This window comes from Tahibacter amnicola, from assembly GCF_025398735.1.
Taxonomy (GTDB): Bacteria; Pseudomonadota; Gammaproteobacteria; order Xanthomonadales; family Rhodanobacteraceae; genus Tahibacter; species Tahibacter amnicola.
This window is the reverse complement of record NZ_CP104694.1, coordinates 6001528-6017574: the sequence shown is the minus strand read 5'-3', so window position 1 is coordinate 6017574 and position 16047 is coordinate 6001528. Positions and strand designations below refer to the sequence as shown.

At 66.9% G+C, this 16047-nt stretch carries 14 protein-coding genes and 1 pseudogene; all 15 read left to right on the top strand.

All coding sequences use genetic code 11. The annotated features are described in order from the left end of the window. The first annotated feature begins 27 nt into the window (after nucleotides 1–27). Entirely contained in the window at nucleotides 28–975 is a 948-nt protein-coding gene (locus tag N4264_RS23785; protein ID WP_261694693.1) for an NAD-dependent epimerase/dehydratase family protein, read from the top strand. After that, nucleotides 972–1586, top strand: coding sequence for a LysE family transporter (locus N4264_RS23780; protein ID WP_261694692.1), 615 nt, complete (start codon nucleotides 972–974; stop codon nucleotides 1584–1586). The genes N4264_RS23785 and N4264_RS23780 overlap by 4 nt, the downstream gene beginning before the upstream one ends. Before the next feature lie 73 nt (nucleotides 1587–1659). Further along, nucleotides 1660–2757, top strand: coding sequence for a glycosyltransferase (locus N4264_RS23775; RefSeq protein ID WP_261694691.1), 1098 nt, complete (start codon nucleotides 1660–1662; stop codon nucleotides 2755–2757). Between the two features lie 474 nt (nucleotides 2758–3231). Continuing rightward, a complete protein-coding gene (gene mraZ / locus N4264_RS23770) occupies nucleotides 3232–3678 on the top strand; it encodes a division/cell wall cluster transcriptional repressor MraZ (RefSeq protein WP_261694690.1) in 447 nt (148 codons plus the stop codon). Nucleotides 3679–3709: 31 nt separating this feature from the next. Further along, entirely contained in the window at nucleotides 3710–4636 is a 927-nt protein-coding gene (gene rsmH / locus N4264_RS23765) for a 16S rRNA (cytosine(1402)-N(4))-methyltransferase RsmH (protein ID WP_261694689.1), read from the top strand. Then, nucleotides 4633–4905 (top strand): cell division protein FtsL, encoded by a 273-nt coding sequence (ftsL, locus tag N4264_RS23760; RefSeq protein WP_261694688.1) that lies wholly within the window; start codon nucleotides 4633–4635, stop codon nucleotides 4903–4905. The genes rsmH and ftsL overlap by 4 nt, the downstream gene beginning before the upstream one ends. Nucleotides 4906–4976: 71 nt before the next feature. Beyond that, nucleotides 4977–6752, top strand: coding sequence for a peptidoglycan D,D-transpeptidase FtsI family protein (locus N4264_RS23755; RefSeq protein WP_261697694.1), 1776 nt, complete (start codon nucleotides 4977–4979; stop codon nucleotides 6750–6752). Beyond that, nucleotides 6749–8221 carry a UDP-N-acetylmuramoyl-L-alanyl-D-glutamate--2,6-diaminopimelate ligase gene (locus tag N4264_RS23750; RefSeq protein WP_261694687.1) on the top strand — a complete coding sequence of 491 codons (1473 nt, stop codon included), beginning with the start codon at nucleotides 6749–6751 and terminating at the stop codon, nucleotides 8219–8221. The genes N4264_RS23755 and N4264_RS23750 overlap by 4 nt, the downstream gene beginning before the upstream one ends. Beyond that, nucleotides 8218–9546: pseudogene (locus tag N4264_RS23745) on the top strand (UDP-N-acetylmuramoyl-tripeptide--D-alanyl-D-alanine ligase); the annotation flags it as partial. The gene N4264_RS23750 and the pseudogene N4264_RS23745, both read left to right, overlap by 4 nt. A 21-nt stretch (nucleotides 9547–9567) precedes the next feature. Next, nucleotides 9568–10656 carry a phospho-N-acetylmuramoyl-pentapeptide-transferase gene (gene mraY, locus N4264_RS23740; RefSeq protein WP_261697693.1) on the top strand — a complete coding sequence of 363 codons (1089 nt, stop codon included), beginning with the start codon at nucleotides 9568–9570 and terminating at the stop codon, nucleotides 10654–10656. Further along, nucleotides 10656–11852, top strand: a complete 1197-nt coding sequence (gene ftsW, locus N4264_RS23735; RefSeq protein ID WP_261694686.1) for a putative lipid II flippase FtsW — start codon at nucleotides 10656–10658, stop codon at nucleotides 11850–11852. The genes mraY and ftsW overlap by 1 nt, the downstream gene beginning before the upstream one ends. After that, on the top strand, nucleotides 11849–12934 hold the full coding sequence (murG, locus tag N4264_RS23730) for an undecaprenyldiphospho-muramoylpentapeptide beta-N-acetylglucosaminyltransferase (protein WP_261694685.1): 1086 nt from the start codon (nucleotides 11849–11851) through the stop codon (nucleotides 12932–12934). The genes ftsW and murG overlap by 4 nt, the downstream gene beginning before the upstream one ends. Beyond that, nucleotides 12931–14373 (top strand): UDP-N-acetylmuramate--L-alanine ligase, encoded by a 1443-nt coding sequence (gene murC, locus N4264_RS23725; RefSeq protein WP_261694684.1) that lies wholly within the window; start codon nucleotides 12931–12933, stop codon nucleotides 14371–14373. Before murG ends, murC begins: the two co-directional genes overlap by 4 nt. Next, nucleotides 14373–15302, top strand: a complete 930-nt coding sequence (locus tag N4264_RS23720) for a D-alanine--D-alanine ligase (protein ID WP_282563021.1) — start codon at nucleotides 14373–14375, stop codon at nucleotides 15300–15302. The genes murC and N4264_RS23720 overlap by 1 nt, the downstream gene beginning before the upstream one ends. Further along, nucleotides 15299–16045 carry a cell division protein FtsQ/DivIB gene (locus N4264_RS23715; protein WP_261694683.1) on the top strand — a complete coding sequence of 249 codons (747 nt, stop codon included), beginning with the start codon at nucleotides 15299–15301 and terminating at the stop codon, nucleotides 16043–16045. Before N4264_RS23720 ends, N4264_RS23715 begins: the two co-directional genes overlap by 4 nt. Nucleotides 16046–16047 lie beyond the last annotated feature (2 nt).

Below are 16047 nucleotides of genomic sequence, written 5' to 3'. Positions count from 1 at the left end.
GATCACGGGCCAATGAGCGAGGGCGACATGGGAAAGAAGATCTTGGTCATCGGTGGCACCCGCTATTTCGGCCGCCGACTGGTGCTTCAACTGCTGGGGGCGGGGCACCGCGTCACTGTGGCGACGCGGGGGCTCGCGCCGGATGCGTTCGGAACCCGGGTGTCGCGTATCCGGGTCGACCGGCGTGACGCCGCCGCCATGCGACGCGCCTTCGCCGGCGCCGGCGATCTGGACGTGGTGTTCGACCAGATGTGCTACAGCCCGCGTGACGCGGCCGTCGCGGCTGATCTGTTTGCCGGTCGCGTCGGGCGCTATGTGATGGCGTCGACGATCGAGGTGTATCGCGATCTTTACGGCCGGCAGCAGACGCCCTTCAAGGAATCGGATCTCGACCTGGACAACGTCGCGGTGGATACCGGTGCGCCCTGGGACGATCCGGCCTGGGCTGACGATCACTATGGTCTGGGCAAGCGCATGGCGGAAGCTGTATTCACGCGGCAGCCGCAGTTGCCCTTCGTCAGTGCGCGAATCGCGCATGTGCTGGGCGCCGATGATTTCACGGGGCGCTTGGCGTACTACGTCGAGCTGGCGCGCGAGGGGCGCGCATTGCGGCATTCGTGCCCGGCCTCGCCGACATCGTTCATCGATGCGGACGATATCGCCGCCTTCCTCGCGTGGTCGGGTGACAGGGATTTCCTCGGTCCGGTCAATGTCACGGCCGGTGCGATGTCGGCTGAGCAACTGTTCGCCCGCATTGCGCGGGTGCTGGGGGCGACAGGTCATCGCCTGCCGTGCCCCGCCGACGAACCGGGGCGGTGGAGCCCGTTCGATTACGCCCAGTCCTACGTCATGGATGGCAGCCGTGCCATGGCGCTTGGCTATCGATTCGATAGCGGATTTGAGTGTCTGGACGATCTGGTCCGGCAGTCCATTGCCGCATCCGGGGCCGCTATTCAGGAGGAAGTCCTGCAATGAACGGCGTGGAGAACTGGGTGGCCTTCGTGACGGCTGCCACGCTCGTGATCCTGTCGCCGGGACCGGCGACCGTCTACGTTGCAGGGCTTGCGCCGCGATCGACGGCAACTGCGCTGCGTGCCGTCGCCGGCATCGTTCTGGGCGATGTGGTGCTGATGGTGGCGTCCGCCGTGGGCATGGCGGCCGTGCTGGCGCGCTGGCCGACGTTGCTGGTGGTGATGAAGTTCGCCGGTGCCGCATACATCGGCTGGCTGGGTATCGGCCTGCTGCGGCGCCCGCGGGATGGCGCCGCGGCTGCAGGCGCATCGACAGCGCGTGGCGGCTTCTGGAAAGCCCTGGGTATCACCCTGACCAATCCCAAGCCGCTGCTCTTCTTCGCCGTGTTCTTTCCCTCGTTCATCAGCAGCTCGGCGCCCTCCTGGGTGCTGACATGGACCACTCTGGCTGCGCTTTTCGAGGTCTTCAACCTGCTGTATTTCCTGGGCGTCATCGGGGTGGTGGTCATGCTGCGGCGTTCGGCGGCAACGTGGTCGGTGGCACAGCTCGACCGGTTCAGTGGTGCAGGTTTGCTGGCGTGCAGCGCCTTGCTGCTGGCCGCCGCCATCCGCTAGCCACCAAAGGCGTGGACGCGCGGGCAGCGGCGCGCTACAACACGCGTGCCGGTTGCCGCTGGGGCGCATCAGCATGACGTCCTTGCCGTTCGCCACACAGATCTGCCTGTGCATGATCGTCAGGGACGAAGCGGCGGTCATCGAACGATGCCTTGCGTCGGTTCGCGGCCACATAGCGGCCTGGGCGGTCGTCGACACCGGGTCGAGCGATGCGACGCCTTCGTTGATCCGCCATGCATTGCGAGCGCTTCCCGGCCAGCTGGTGCAGCGGCCATGGGTGGATTTTTCCACCAATCGCAACCAGGCACTGGATCTGGCGGGTCGTCAGGCACCTTATGCGTTGATTCTGGATGCCGACGAGGTGCTGGAGACGGAGCCCTCTGTCCGGTTCCCGCGACGCCTGCAGGCGCCCGGCTATTTCCTGCGGCAGCGCCCGGATGGCAGTGAGTTGGAATACCGCGCCGCGCGGCTGTTGCGGTGCGATGCCGGTTGGCGCTGGCACGGGGTCCTCCACGAATATCCGGTCGCGGGTGACGCGGCCTTGTACCCGCTCGACGGACTTTCCGTGCGCAGCTATGCCGACGGCGCGCGGAGCCGGCGACCGGCGCGTGAAAAATACCGCGACGACGCCCGCGTGCTCGAGCGCGCACTGGCGCGGGATCCGCACAATCTGCGTTACCGCTTTTACCTCGCGCAAAGCCTGCGCGATGCCGGCGATACCGTCGGCGCGCTGGAAACGTATCGGACGCGTGCCGCCGGTGGCGGCTGGGACGAGGAGGCCTGGTACGCCGCGTTCCAGGTCGCCGTGCTGCTGGAACGGCTGGATGCACCAGGCCCGGAGGTGGTTGCGGCGTATCGAGCGGCCTACGCCGCGCGGATCTGTCGTGCGGAACCGCTGTGCGAGCTGGCGCGATACCTGCGCATGCGCTGCGAATTCGTGGATGCACACCGGGCGGCCGCACAGGCCGCGTCGACGCCAGCTCCGCCAGACCTGCTGTTCGTCGATCAATCCGTCTATCGCTGGCGCGCGTGGGACGAACAGGCGCTGGCGGCCTGGCACCTGGGGCATCGCGACGAATGCGCACGGATCTGCCGGGGTTTGCTGCAAAGTCCCTTGCTACCGATGGCGGAGCGGCCGCGGGTGGCCGGAAACCTGGCAGTGTGCGGCTGAGCCATCCGCCGGCAATGCCTGGCTCACCCGCAGGACGCCGTCGCCTGCTCGGTGGTTGTCCTTTCCATTTGAATGCCATAGCAGTGGTGGCAATTCGCCATCATTGAATGACTCAATGGCGTGGTTTGCCGGTAATCCGGAAACCGATAGACATTCCAGTGTGCCCGAGTGGGAAAAGCGGGGGCTGAAGGTGAGCCCCGGACTGACACCGCCGCCCCTCTTTTCGGGTTTCGTGGCGGCCGTCTCATTCCCTCCGTTGGGCGATTTCACGCGCTCTTGGCAAAGCCAAATGCCAAAAAAGGCTTCCACTTCAACGGGCTGTCGCCAGTTTTCTCGAAAGAACCTGAAAAATGCCCTCGGAATGACACAACCCCATTGATCCGTAACGGAAAATTTCCTTGACAGTCTCAGGGGGTGAGACTAGTGTGGGCGCCGGTGTGAAATCGTGGGAAAACGTGGGAAGCCCGGCACGTCATGTTCCAAGGCGAAACCGCCATCTCGATTGACGACAAGGGCCGGCTTGCGGTGCCCACGGCTTATCGCGAGTTGATCGCGGCGGCGTCGGGCGGGCGAATGGTTTTCACGTACAACCCGTTCGAGCATGGCTGCCTCTGGCTGTTCCCCTTGGACGAATGGGAGAAGGTGCGCGACCAGGTCAACGCGCTGCCAAGCGTCAAGGCGGTGCACCGGGCGTTGCAGATGAAACTGGTGGGCGCGGCCGCCCACGTCGAGCCCGATGGAGCCGGGCGGGTCCTGGTGCCGGCGAGTCAACGCACGGCGGCCGGGATCGAGAAAAAAGCAGTGCTGCTCGGTATGGGCTCGAAATTCGAGTTGTGGAGCGAGCAGGCACACCTGGCGAAGATCCGCCAGACCATCGGCGAAGACGAGATCACTGATGCGATGCTGGATCTGAAGTTATAGCAAGACGCAAGGAAACGGGGTGGGGCCAAGGGTGAAGCAAGACACGCTCAAGCACGTCCCGGTAATGCTGGCAGAGGCAGTGGATGCGCTCGCCGTAAAGCAGGATGGAACCTATCTCGATGGCACCTTCGGGCGTGGCGGGCACGCGCGGGAGGTGCTCAGGCGGCTGGGCCCGGAGGGGCGCCTGCTGCTGATGGATCGCGACCCTCTTGCGATCGCTGCCGCCCGCGCGGAATTCGGAAATGACCCTCGCGTCGCCGTGTGCCATGGCAGCTTTGCCGCGCTCGGCGATTGGGTGGAGACGGAGAAAGGCGTGGACGGTGTACTGCTCGACCTCGGCGTGTCCTCGCCGCAGCTGGATGATCCGCAGCGCGGCTTCAGCTTTCAGGCCGATGCGCCGCTGGACATGCGCATGGACACCACCCAGGGCGAAAGCGCCGCCGAATTCCTGGCCCGCGCCGACGAGACGCGGATCGCCGATGTGCTTTTCCAGTACGGCGAAGAACGCATGAGCCGCCGCATTGCCCGCCAGATCGTCGAACGCCGCGCGACTGAACCGGTGCGCACCACCGCGGAGCTGGCTGACCTCGTTGCCCGTGCGATCGGCCGGCGCGAACCAGGCAAGCATCCGGCAACGCGCACGTTCCAGGCGCTGCGGATCGCTGTCAACGGTGAACTCGACGCGCTGGAGCAGGGGCTGGAAGGCGCACGTCGCCGCCTGAAGCCCGGCGGACGCCTGGCGGTGATCAGCTTCCACTCGCTCGAAGACCGCATCGTCAAGCAGTACATCCGCACCCATTCCCAGCAAGCCCCGGCGCGGCGCGGCCTGCCGCCGCCAGTCGATGCGCCGCTGAGCCTGCGCGCTGTCGGCTCGGCCCGGTTCCCGAGCGATGCCGAAGTGGAAGCCAATCCGCGCGCCCGCAGCGCCGTGCTTCGCGTGGCGGAGAAATTGGGATGACCCAGGTCGGCTATTTCCTGTTCGCTCTCCTCACCCTGGCGGTCATCGCCAGCGGCATTGGCGTCGTCTACGAACGCCATCAGGGGCGCGTGCTGTTTGCCGAGCTGACGCGGCTGACGCGCGAACGGGACGAAATGAATTTCGAATATGGCCGGCTGCAGCTGGAGCAATCCACGCTGGCCGAACCCAACCGCATCGAGCAGGTCGCCCGCGGCCAGCTCGGCATGGACGCCGCGCCGCCCGCGGCGGTTGTCATCATTCGGCGCTGACGGCGATGTTGCTACCGGTTACACCACGCATGTCGAACGAATCGCAGGGCCGCAGTTCCACTGCGGCCGCGATGCGTGTCGCCACGCGCGTGCGGCCGGTAAACCTCAAGTCGCGCCTGTCCGTGGTGCTGATGCTGCTGACGCTGGCGTCAACCGGCCTGGTCGTGCGCGCGGTCGACCTGCAGGTCGTCCGCAAGGAGTTCTACCAGGGCCAGGGCGACGCCCGGTACCTGCGCGAAGTACCGATTCCCGTCTCGCGTGGCAGCGTCCTGGATCGCAACGGAGAGCCGCTGGCGGTGTCGACGCCCGTGGAGTCGATCTGGGCGAATCCGCAGGAACTGCTGCAGCACCCCGAGCGCGTGCCCGACCTCGCCCGTGCGCTGGGCATGGAAGGCGACGCGCTCAAGGACCGCCTGCGGCAACGGGCGGACAAGGAATTCATCTATCTGAAGCGTCACCTGAACCCGGATGACGCGGCCTCGATCCTCGCGCTGAAGATTCCGGGCGTGAATTCGCAGCGCGAGTTCCGCCGCTACTACCCCAGTGGCGAGGTGACGGCGCACGTCCTGGGATTCACCAACATCGACGATCGCGGCCAGGAAGGCCTGGAGCTGGCCTTCGACGAGTGGCTGGCCGGCAAGCCCGGCGCCAAGCGCGTTATCCGCGACCGGCTCGGGCATATCGTGGAAGACGTGGAACTGCTCAGTGAACCGCAGCAGGGCCGCGACCTCATGCTCTCGATCGATCGACGCATCCAGTACCTGGCCTATCGCGAGCTCAAGGAAGGCTTGCTCGAGCACGGTGCGAGCTCAGGTTCGATGGTGGTGCTCGATGCGCCGACAGGCGAAGTGCTGGCGATGGTGAACCTGCCTTCGTACAACTCCAACGCGCTCAACGGCGTGGATACATCGAGCCGCCGCAACCGAGCGATGACGGACCTGATCGAGCCCGGCTCGACGATGAAGGCCTTCACCGTGGCGGCCGCGCTGGAGAGCGGCAAGTGGAAGCCGGAAACACCGGTTGACGCCAACCCCGGAACGATGACCCTGGCCGGTCACCTGATCCGCGACACCACGAACAAGGGGCTGCTCGACGTCACCGGCGTGATCACGCACTCGAGCAACATCGGTGCGGCCAAGATTGCCCTGACCCTGCCCAACGACCATCTCTACGATCTGTTCAAGCGGTTTGGCTTCGGCGAGAGCACCGGCAGCGGATTTCCCGGCGAGGCCGCCGGTGTGCTGGCGCCGCCGAACAAGTGGGGCCCGGTGGAGAAGGCCACCATGTCCTATGGCTACGGGCTGTCCGTCACGCCGTTGCAACTGGCCCAGGCCTACGGCGGCCTGGCCAACGGCGGCCGGTTGCGCGCGCCGACCTTCGTGAAGGGTGCACAGAATCCGGAATCAGCCGTGCTGGATCCGACCCTGGCCCGCACCATCACCGGCATGCTCGAAACGGTGGTGACGCCGCAGGGCTCGGCGCTCAAGGCCGCTGTCCGCAACTATCGCGTCGCCGGCAAGACCGGCACCTCGCGCAAGGCCGTCGCCGGTGGCTACGAAAGCCGCTACATCTCTACGTTCGCCGGTTTCGTGCCCGCATCGAATCCGCGGCTGGTGGGCGTCGTGGTGATCCATGACCCCAAGGGCGTCTATTACGGCGGCCTGGTTTCCGCGCCGGTCTTCAGCAAGGTGATGGACGGCGCGTTGCGCCTGCTCGATGTGGCGCCGGACAACGTGCAGAAGTGGTACGCCGACGGCGCCGGCAACTGGGCGCCGATCCAGGCCGGCAATGCCGCGCCGGACTACGCGCCGGGCCAGACCAACTATGAGGAGGGCGTCCCGCAATGACGTCCCGCGCGATGCGCCTGTCCGAGCTCCTGGGCCCCGTGGCCGGTCCGCACGGCGACGTGCTCGTGAGTGGGCTCACCCTCGATTCGCGCGCGGTTGCGCGGGGCGATGCGTTTGTCGCGCTCCAGGGCGGCCGCTCGCACGGTATCGACTTCGCGGCCGTGGCCATCGAGCGCGGCGCGGTGGCCATCCTTGCCGAAGGCACAGCGGGGCCGGCCGTGACGCAGGGTGTTCCGACCCTCTGGATCGACGACCTGCGCACGCAGATCGGCTCCATCGCCGCCCGATTCCACGGTGAACCGACGGCGGCCCTGCAGGTCGTCGGCGTCACCGGCACCAATGGAAAAACCTCCACCGTGCAGCTGCTGGCCCAGGCGCTGACCGCGCTGGGGCACCCGGCCGCGAGCATCGGAACGCTGGGTGCCGGCCTGCACGGGCACATCACGGCGGGTGAGCGCACCACGCCGGATGCGATCAGCCTGCAGCGTCTGTTCGACGAATTCCGCCGAGCGGGCGCGACGCACGTGGCGATGGAAGTGTCGTCGCATGCGTTGGAACAGGGACGCGTGAACGCCGTGCATTTCGATACGGCCGTCTTCACCAACCTGACGCGCGATCACCTCGATTATCACGGCACGATGGACGCCTACGCCGCGGCCAAGGAGCGGCTGTTCCGTTGGCCGGCACTGCGCCATGCCGTCGTCAATATCGACGATGCCTTCGGCCGCGAACTGGCAGCGCGCATCGCGGGTACGATCGCCTGCGTCCGCACCGGCATCGACAATCCGGCCGCCGACGTGGTCGCGTCCGATCTGGTCCTGGATGCGGCCGGTATCCGTTTCCGCCTGGTGACACCGTGGGGTCGCGCCGTCGTCGCGACGCCGTTGCTGGGACGTTTCAACGTGGCGAACCTGCTGGGTGTGATCGCGGTGCTGGGCGTCCAGGGCATGAATTTCGACGCCATCATCCGCACCGTGCGCGACCTCACTCCGGTCAACGGACGCATGAATCGACTGGGCGGCGAGTCGGGCGAGCCACTCGTGGTGGTCGACTACGCCCATACGCCCGATGCGCTGGAGCAGGCGCTTGCGACACTCCGCGCGCACTGCGACGGCCGCCTGATCTGCGTGTTCGGTTGCGGTGGCGAGCGGGACGCGGGCAAGCGCCCCGTGATGGGCGCGATTGCCGAACGCCTGGCGGATGTGGCGATCGTGACCGACGACAATCCCCGCGGCGAAGATGGCGATGCCATCGTCGCGGCAGTGCGCGAAGGGTTCGCCGAGCCGGCGCGCGCCCTGGTCGAGCGCGACCGCGCCCGGGCGATCCGCCTGGCCATCGCGCAGGCACGGCCGGGCGATATCGTTCTGATTGCCGGCAAAGGCCACGAGCCCTACCAGGAAGTCGGCGGGCAGAAGTATCCGTTCGACGATCTCATCGTCGCACGCCAGATCCTGGAGGCGACCGCATGACGCCGCTGCGCCTGTCGGAAATCGCGCTGTGGACCCGCGGACGTCTGGTCGGCAGCGATGCCGCTATTGATACCGTAGTGACCGACTCACGCAAGCTCGCGCCGGGCGCGCTCTTCGTCGCCCTGGTCGGCGAGCAGCACGACGGCCACGATTTCGTCGATGCCGCCCAGGCGGCCGGTGCCGCCGCGGTGATGGTGAGCCGTCGCGTGACAGCGGACATTGCGCAGATTGTCGTCACGGACACGCTGGCTGCCCTGGGTGACCTCGCCAGCGCCGTGCGGGCGCCGAGCGCGGCCCGCGTGGTGGGCATCACCGGTTCCAACGGCAAGACGACGGTGAAGACGCTGACCGCCGCGATTCTCGGGCGACACGGCCGTACGCACGTCAATCCGGGCAATCTCAACAACGAGATCGGCCTGCCGCTGACCCTCCTGGCGATGCCGGCTGACACGCAGTACGCCGTGCTGGAGATGGGCGCGGGCAAGCCGGGTGATATCGACTACCTGGCGGCGATTGCGCGGCCGGATATCGGCCTGGTCAACAACATCGCCCCAGCCCACCTCGAACGTATGCTGAGCCTGGAGGGCGTGGCCGAAACCAAGGGCGCCATCTACGCCAACCTGCCGGCGGATGGCGTGGCGGTCATCAACGCCGATGACGCCTTTGCCCGCTTCTTCGCCGGCCTGGCCGGAACGCGCCGCGTCGTGCACTTCGGCATCGACAACGCCGCTGACATCTTCGCCCGGGACATTGAACTGGGCCAACGCTCGCGCTTCGTGCTGGTGACTCCCGCGGGTGAAACGACGATCGACCTGCCGCTGGCCGGACGCCACAACGTGGCCAATGCCCTGGCGGCGGCCGCGATCGCCCACGCGCTGGATGTGCCGCTGGACACGATCCGCGCCGGTCTGGAAAACGCGCCCGGGGTAGCCGGTCGTCTGGTCCGTCATGAATCGGCCCAGGGCTGGGTACTGATCGACGACAGCTACAACGCCAATCCCGGTTCCACGGCCGCGGCCATCGCCACGCTCGCGCTGCAGCCGGGTGAAACCTGGCTCGTGCTGGGGGACATGAAGGAACTCGGTTCCGAGGCGGCCGAGCTGCACGCCGGGATTGGCACGCTGGCGCGCGACAGCGGCATCCGCCGCCTGTACACCGTCGGCCCGCTCAGCCAGGCCGCCGCGCGTGCCTTCGGCGAAGGCGCTCACCATTTCGACCAACAATCATCCTTGATCGACGCGCTGCGCCGCGATCTTGCGGCCGGCGTGTGCTGCCTCGTGAAGGGCTCGCGTTCGTCCGCGATGGATCGCGTCGTCGCGGCGCTGCGCGACATGCAGGGGGCACGCATGTTTCTTGAACTGGGCCAATGGCTGGAAAAGCTGTTCAGCGGTTTCCACCTTTTCCAATACCTGACGTTCCGCGCAATCATGGCCACGCTCACGGCGCTGGCCGTGTCGCTGCTGCTCGGGCCGGGAATGATCCGGCGCCTGGCGGCGCTCAAGGCGGGGCAGGTAATCCGCCAGGACGGGCCGCAAACCCACCTGTCCAAGGCGGGTACGCCGACCATGGGCGGCGCACTGATCCTGGCGGCGATCATTCTGTCGACCCTGCTCTGGGCGGATCTGCAGAACCGCTACGTCTGGCTCGTTCTTGCGGTCACCGCGGGCTTCGGTGGCATCGGCTTCTACGATGACTACAAGAAGCTCGTGCTCAAGGACAGCCGCGGCCTGGCCGCGCGCTGGAAGTACTTCTGGCAGTCGGTCGGCGGCATCGGCGCGGCGCTGTTCCTGTTCTATACCTCGTATCCGGAACTTCCCGCCGCTACCGCGCTGTACCTGCCGTTCTTCAAGCAGGTGGCACTGCCGCTGGGCATCGGGTTCGTGCTCCTGGGTTACCTGATGATCGTGGGCTTCTCCAACGCGGTGAATCTCACGGACGGCCTGGACGGCCTGGCGATCATGCCGAGCGTGCTGGTCGCCTGCGCCCTGGGCGTCTTTGCCTATCTGTCGGGCAACGCGGTCTTCTCCAGTTACCTGCAGATTCCGGCCATTCCCGGCGCGGGCGAACTGACGATCTATTGCGGCGCACTGGCCGGCGCGGGCCTGGGCTTCCTGTGGTTCAACACCTATCCGGCCCAGGTATTCATGGGCGATATCGGGGCCCTCGCCATCGGCGCCGCACTGGGCCTGATTGCCGTGATCGTGCGCCAGGAAGTGGCGCTGCTGATCATGGGCGGCGTGTTCGTGATGGAAACGGCCTCGGTGATGCTGCAGGTCGCCAGCTTCAAGCTCACGGGCAAGCGCTTGTTCCGCATGGCGCCGATCCACCATCACTTTGAACTGAAGGGTTGGCCCGAGCCGCGTGTGATCGTGCGTTTCTGGATCATCAGCGTGGTGCTGGTGCTGATCGGTCTTGCGACCCTGAAGGTGCGTTGATGGCCCACACCGACGCCACCAGCCAGGCCACGCGCCGCAGCGAGCTGCCCGGTCGTTTCGACCGCGGCCTGCTGCTGGCCGCGCTCGGACTGGCCGGTCTCGGGGTGGTGATGGTGGCATCCAGTTCCATCCCGGTGGCGGACAACCAGCACATCGGTCCGTTCTACTACATGACCCGCCACCTGATGTTCCTGGCGGGCGGCCTGCTGATCGCGTTCATCGCCACCCGCGTCGAGCTGGAGCATGTCGAGCGCTACAGCTTCGTGTTGCTGATGCTGGCGATCGTCCTGCTGCTGTCGGTTTTCGTGCCGGGGCTCGGCATGCGCATCAACGGTGCGCGGCGCTGGATTCACCTGGGCATTTCCGGATTCCAGCCGGTCGAAGCGGTCAAGCTGATGCTGGTGGCCTATCTCTCCAGTTACCTGGTGCGACACCGCGAAGGCGTACAGCGCCAACTGCTGGGCGTGATCAAGCCGGTGCTGGTATCCGGCCTGATCGTGGGCCTGCTTCTGCTGCAACCGGATTTCGGTTCCGCCGCGCTGATCGTGGCGACCACGATCGGCATGATCTGGCTCGGCGGCGCCCGCATGCGCAACCTCTTCGCCCTGGCCCTGCCCTTGATGCCGGCGCTGGCATGGGCGGCGATGACCGAGGACTACCGCGTCAAGCGCCTGACCTCGTTCCTGGATCCCTGGGCTGATCCGTTCAATGACGGCTTCCAGCTGACCCAGGCGCTGATCGCCATCGGTCGCGGCGAATGGTTTGGGGTGGGCCTGGGCGGATCGGTACAGAAGCTGTTCTACCTGCCCGAAGCGCATACCGATTTCATCCTGGCCGTGATCGCCGAAGAGCTGGGCCTGTTCGGCGTCGTACTCGTGCTCGGCCTGTTCGCCTGGCTGTGCGGCCGTGGTCTCATGATTGGCGCCCGCGCCGTGCAGGCTGGCCTGTACTACCAGGGTTACGTCGCCTTCGGCATCTCGCTGTTCATTGCGTTGCAGGCGCTGGTTTCCGTGGGCGTGAATCTGGGCGTGCTGCCGACGAAGGGCCTGACCCTGCCGCTGATCAGCTCGGGCGGCTCGTCGGTACTGATGACCTGCGCCATGGTCGGCGTGCTGCTGCGGGTGAGCTACGAGCTCACGCGCGAGGAAGCACAGTCGGCGTCGCGCGAGCGCACGGAAGCGGGGGTGTGGGCATGAGTGGCAGCGCACAGCCCGTGCTGATCATGGCCGGTGGAACCGGCGGTCACATCTTCCCCGGCGTCGCCGTGGCCGACGAACTGCGCCGTCGCGGTATACCGGTCGTATGGCTGGGATCGCAGGGCGGACTGGAGACGCAGATCGTGCCCAAGGCCGGGATTGCACTGGAAACCCTGGATATCGGCGGCGTGCGCGGCAAGGGACTGATGGTCAAGCTCACCAGTGTCCTGCGCATCATCAAGGCGGTGCTGGCCGCGCGCGCCATCCTGCGGCGCGTGGATCCGCGCAGTGTCCTGTCGATGGGCGGATTTGCCGCCGGCCCCGGTGGGCTTGCCGCCTGGATGCTGCGCCGCCCCTTGCTCGTGCACGAGCAGAATCGTGTTCCCGGCATGACCAATCGGGTGTTGTCGCGCCTGGCGCGCCTGACCCTGAGCGGTTTTTCGGACGCTTTCGCGCAAAGTGGAAAACTGCGCTGGGTCGGAAATCCGGTGCGTGCGGCGATCAGCGCGCTGGCTCCGCCACAGGAGCGTCTGGCACAGCGCACGGGGAGCCTGCGCCTGCTGGTGCTGGGCGGCAGTCTCGGCGCGCAGGCGCTGAACACGCGGCTGCCGCAGGCGCTGGCCGCGTTGGATGCGGACATTTGTCCTCAGGTTCGCCACCAGTGCGGTGCGCGGCATCTGGACGCGGCGCGTGAAGCCTACGCCGCCGCCGGTGTGTCCGCGCAGGTGGATTCCTTCATCGAAGACATGGCGGAGGCCTACGCGTGGGCGGACCTGGTGGTCTGCCGTGCCGGCGCGTTGACCCTGGCCGAGATCGCGGCTGCCGGCGTCGGTTCCGTCCTGGTTCCGTTTCCGCACGCGGTGGACGATCACCAGACGCGTAACGCGGAGTCCTTTGTCGCCGCGGGTGCCGCTGTTCTGCTGCCGGAGTCGCAGGCTTCCGCACAGGTGCTCGCCGGCACGCTCGGTGACCTGCTACGCAGTCGCCAGCAGCTCATCGCCATGGCGGTGGCTGCGCGCTCCCTGGCCAAGCCGGATGCGGCCGCCACCATCGCCGACCATTGCCTGGAGGTGGCCGCATGACGCCGCGTCGTCTTGCTCCCCATGAGGACGTCATGCAGGCGTTCCGTCGCGTCCATTTCGTCGGCATCGGCGGCGTGGGCATGAGCGGCATTGCCGAGGTGCTGCACAACCTCGGCTACGACATTTCCGGCTCGGACAAGGCCGACTCGGGCACGACGCGGCGTCTGGCGGCACTGGGTATTCGCATCGACCGCGAGCACGCGGCGCAGAATGTGGCGGATGCCGATGCGATCGTGGTTTCCAGCGCGATCAGGCCCGACAATCCGGAGCTCCTCGCCGCACGCGAGCGTCGTATTCCGGTGGTACCCCGTGCCGAGATGCTGGGCGAGCTGATGCGTTTCCGGCGCGGCATCGCCATCGCCGGCACGCATGGCAAGACCACGACGACCAGCCTGATGGCCAGCGTCCTGGCCGAAGCCGGCATGGACCCGACCTTTGTCATAGGCGGCCAGCTCACTGCCGCTGGCGCCAATGCGCGCCTGGGAACCGGCGAGTACCTGGTGGCCGAAGCGGACGAATCGGACGGCTCGTTCCTGATGCTGTCGCCGATGATCGCCATCGTCACCAATATCGATGCCGATCACCTGGAGAACTACGAAGGCGATTTCGCCAAGGTCAAGCGTGCCTTTGACGCCTTCCTGCACCGTTTGCCGTTCTATGGCCTGGCGGTGCTGTGCATCGATGATCCTGAAGTGGCAGAACTGGCGCGGCGCACCCTGCGCACGACGATCACCTATGCGATCGAGAACGATTCCGCCGACGTGCGTGCCAGCAACGTGCGCCAGGACGGCGGGCAGATGCGGTTTGACCTGAACCTGCCGGGCGCGGACGGTCCGCTGCCGGTGACACTGAACCTGCCGGGACGGCACAACGTCCTCAACGCGCTGGCGGCGGCCTCCGTGGCCTGGCAGCTCGGCATCAGCGGTGACGCCATCGGGCGCGCGCTGGCCCAGTTTCAGGGGGTCGGACGGCGTTTCCAGAAACGCGGCGAGATCGCGCTGGACGCTGGCAGCGCGATGCTGGTGGATGACTACGGCCATCACCCGCGCGAGCTGGCGGCAGTATTTGCGGCGGCACGCGGCGGCTGGCCGCAGCGGCGGCTGGTGGTGGCGTTCCAGCCGCACCGCTACTCGCGCACGCGCGACCTGCTCGACGATTTCGCGCACGTGCTGGCCGATGCGGATGTGCTGATCCTGACCGAGGTGTATCCGGCCGGCGAAGCGCCGATCCCCAACGCGGATGCGCGCGCCCTGGCGCGGGCGGTACGCGCGCGCGGCAAGGTCGATCCGGTACTGATCGCCCATCCGCGGGATCTGAAAAATGCGCTGCCGGCGCTGCTGCGCGACGGCGACCTGCTGCTCCTGATGGGCGCGGGTGACATTGGCGCCGCGGCAGTGGAGCTGGCGGGCCTGGGTGAACTGAAGACAAAGGTGGGCTGATGCGTATCAAGGATCCCAAACTGTTCGGCCGCGTTGCGGTTGCCCTGGGCGGCAATTCGGCCGAGCGCGAGGTGTCGCTGGATTCGGGCCGCAATGTGCTCGAAGCCCTGCGTGCCCGCGGGGTGGATGCGCACCCGGTCGACGGAATTCCGGCCTTGCTGGATGCACTGCGCGCAGGCCATTTCGCGCGCGTGTTCAACATCCTGCATGGCCGCGGTGGTGAGGACGGCATGCTGCAGGGCGCGCTGCGCGCATTGGGCGTGCCGTTCACCGGATCAGGCGTGCTGGGATCGGCGCTGACGATGGATAAGGTACGCACCAAGGAGGTGTGGATCGCGCGCGGCTTGCCCACGCCGGCGTTCCGCGCCTACCGCCGTGGCGACGACCTCGCGGCCGCGATCACCGCGCTGGGTTATCCGGTAATCGTCAAGCCCTCGCATGAAGGATCGAGTGTCGGCATCACGCGCGTGCGCGCCGAGGCCGACCTGCCCGCTGCGATCGAGCTGGCCACGCGCTACGACGGCGAGCTGGTGATCGAGCAGCTGATCGAGGGCGGCGAATTCACCGTGGGTATCCTTGACGACTCGGCGCTGCCGTCAATTCAGATTGTTCCCAAAGGCGAATTCTACGATTACCACGCAAAGTATATTGCGGAGGACACGCAGTACCTGTGCCCGGGCCTGGAAGGCGCTGCGGAAACGCAGATCCGTGCGCTGGCGCTTGATGCCTTCCGCGCGGTGGGGGCGTCGGGCTGGGGACGCGTGGACATCATGCGCGACCGCGATGGCCGCAACTGGCTGCTGGAGGTCAACACCACGCCCGGCATGACCAGCCATTCGCTGGTTCCCAAGGCAGCGCGTGCTGCCGGCGTGGATTTCGAAACCCTGTGCTGGCGCATCCTCGAAACCAGCCTGGCGGAGGATGCATGAGCGGACAGGCGCTGCAACGGCTGCTGGCCTGGGGTATTGCGCTGACGCTGGTCGCGCTCCCCGTGGTCGGGTTGCTCAATGGCTGGTACGCCGCCGACCGCTGGCCGGTGCGCCAGCTGGAGCTGCATGCCGAGTTCGCCAATGTGAGCGCCGAGCAGATCCGTGCCGCGGCGTCGCCGGCCATTGGCACCGGCTTTTTCGCGGTCGATCTTGCGAGCGTGCAGCGCAACGTGGCGCAATTGCCGTGGGTGGAGCGGGTCGAGGCGCGCAAGCGCTGGCCCGATACCCTGGTGCTGAGGGTGTTCGAACAGCATCCCTTCGCCCATTGGGGCGAGAACCGCCTGATCAGTCGCGACGGCCGTCTGTTTGAAGTACCGGGTTCGGCCGACATCCAGGGCCTGCCCAAGCTGTCTGGCCCCGACGAACGCATGCCGGATGTGGTGCGGTTTTACACCGACGCCGCATCGCGCCTGACCGGCTCGGGACTGACGATCACCGGCGTGGAGCTCAGTGCCCGCGGCAGCTGGACGCTGGTGCTCGACAGCGGCGCGCGCGTGGTGGTCGGTCGCGAGCAGGTGCAGGAGCGCCTCAGCCGTTTCGTTGACATCTATCCACGCGTGGCTGCGCTCAATCCCGGCGCGTTCGAGTACGCCGACCTTCGCTACAGCAATGGTTTCGCCATGAAGTGGCCCGATGCCGCACCGCCGCCGGCGGTGACGCTCAGCCCCGCGGGAGACGCCTGACC

Coding starts and splice junctions, on each gene's coding strand:
- N4264_RS23785 (WP_261694693.1), top strand. CDS start 28: ATGGGAAAGAAGATCTTGGTCATCGGTGGCACCCGCTATTTCGGCCGC.
- N4264_RS23780 (WP_261694692.1), top strand. CDS start 972: ATGAACGGCGTGGAGAACTGGGTGGCCTTCGTGACGGCTGCCACGCTC.
- N4264_RS23775 (WP_261694691.1), top strand. CDS start 1,660: ATGACGTCCTTGCCGTTCGCCACACAGATCTGCCTGTGCATGATCGTC.
- mraZ (WP_261694690.1), top strand. CDS start 3,232: ATGTTCCAAGGCGAAACCGCCATCTCGATTGACGACAAGGGCCGGCTT.
- ftsL (WP_261694688.1), top strand. CDS start 4,633: ATGACCCAGGTCGGCTATTTCCTGTTCGCTCTCCTCACCCTGGCGGTC.
- N4264_RS23755 (WP_261697694.1), top strand. CDS start 4,977: ATGCGTGTCGCCACGCGCGTGCGGCCGGTAAACCTCAAGTCGCGCCTG.
- N4264_RS23750 (WP_261694687.1), top strand. CDS start 6,749: ATGACGTCCCGCGCGATGCGCCTGTCCGAGCTCCTGGGCCCCGTGGCC.
- mraY (WP_261697693.1), top strand. CDS start 9,568: ATGTTTCTTGAACTGGGCCAATGGCTGGAAAAGCTGTTCAGCGGTTTC.
- ftsW (WP_261694686.1), top strand. CDS start 10,656: ATGGCCCACACCGACGCCACCAGCCAGGCCACGCGCCGCAGCGAGCTG.
- murG (WP_261694685.1), top strand. CDS start 11,849: ATGAGTGGCAGCGCACAGCCCGTGCTGATCATGGCCGGTGGAACCGGC.
- murC (WP_261694684.1), top strand. CDS start 12,931: ATGACGCCGCGTCGTCTTGCTCCCCATGAGGACGTCATGCAGGCGTTC.
- N4264_RS23720 (WP_282563021.1), top strand. CDS start 14,373: ATGCGTATCAAGGATCCCAAACTGTTCGGCCGCGTTGCGGTTGCCCTG.
- N4264_RS23715 (WP_261694683.1), top strand. CDS start 15,299: ATGAGCGGACAGGCGCTGCAACGGCTGCTGGCCTGGGGTATTGCGCTG.